A 1,185-nucleotide genomic window follows, 5' to 3' on the forward strand; every position below is an offset into this window, starting at 1 on the left:
GTCCTGGAGTTCCGCGACCTCCGGGCCGCTGTCGCCACCGCGCCCGTACTGCGCCGTGGCGACAGCGGCCCGGAGGTCGCGGAACTCCAGGACCGGCTGGCCCAGTTGACGATCTACAACGGGAGGATCGACGGCCGCTTCAACTCCAAGACGGAGAACGCGGTGCGTACGTACCAGTCGTACATGGGCCTGGAGAGCGACCCCCCGGGCGTCTACGGTCCGGAGACCCGCAGGGCCCTGGAGGCGCAGACCTCCTAGTCGGGCACACAGGCACGCCCGCCACCGGCACCCCACCCCCCGGTTGGACCATTGCACCCTCCGTTTTGTATCGTGATGGAACAAAGTGGTTCCGCCCGTRCTCCCTGACCGGCGGGCGGAGCCACTTGTCTCCGCTCCCGCCCCCAGGAGTCCGCCGATGACGGCCACGCCCACCACCCTGACCGCCCGCGCCCTCCTGCTCGACATGGACGGCACGATCGTCAACTCCGACGCCGTCGTCGAGCGCTGCTGGCGCCGCTGGGCCGTGGAGCACGGGCTGGACCCCGAGGAGGCGCTCAAGGTCGTCCACGGCCGCCAGGGCTACGCCACCATGGCGGTCCTCCTCCCGGACCGCCCGATGGAGCAGAATCTCGCGGACAACCGCGTGATGCTCGCGGCGGAGACGGCCGACACCGACGGCGTCGTCCCGGTCCCCGGCGCCCCCGCCTTCATGGCCTCCCTCACCGGGCTCCCGCACGCCCTGGTGACCTCGGCGAACGAGCCGCTGGCCCAGGCCCGGATGGGCGCGGCCGGACTGCCGGTGCCGGCGGTACGCGTCACGGCCGAGCGGGTCGGCGCGAGCAAGCCGGACCCGGAGGGCTTCCTCAAGGGCGCGGCCGAGCTGGGCTTCGATCCGGCGGACTGCATCGTCTTCGAGGACTCGGAGGCGGGCATCCAGGCGGGTCTGGCGGCGGGAATGCAGGTCGTGGGCGTGGGCCCCCGGGCGGCGGCCCACCACCCGACGACGCACGTCCCGGACCTGACGCACGTCACGGTGACGCGGACCCCGACGGGCGAGCTCACCCTCACGATCACGCCGTAGCGGGGCCCCGAGGGGCCGCCCCACAGGGACGCCCCTCCAGGAGGGCGGGGACCCGCACGACCAGCCACAGCGGCCCCGCAGCCAACAACCGACCCCGGCCCCGC

Annotated in this window: 2 protein-coding genes; both read left to right on the plus strand. The window is 73.5% G+C overall.

What is annotated here, in order from left to right; genetic code table 11:
- The coding region (locus ACJA3G_RS37315) for a peptidoglycan-binding protein (protein ID WP_406557446.1) at window positions 1-258 on the plus strand (258 nt) is incomplete at its 5' end.
- 157 nt (window positions 259-415) lie between these two features.
- Complete coding sequence (locus ACJA3G_RS37320) at window positions 416-1,081, plus strand: HAD-IA family hydrolase (protein WP_406557447.1); 666 nt, start codon at window positions 416-418, stop codon at window positions 1,079-1,081.
- The last annotated feature ends 104 nt before the right edge of the window (window positions 1,082-1,185 follow it).

Source organism: Streptomyces sp. YS-3, assembly GCF_045257485.1.
GTDB lineage: Bacteria > Actinomycetota > Actinomycetes > Streptomycetales > Streptomycetaceae > Streptomyces.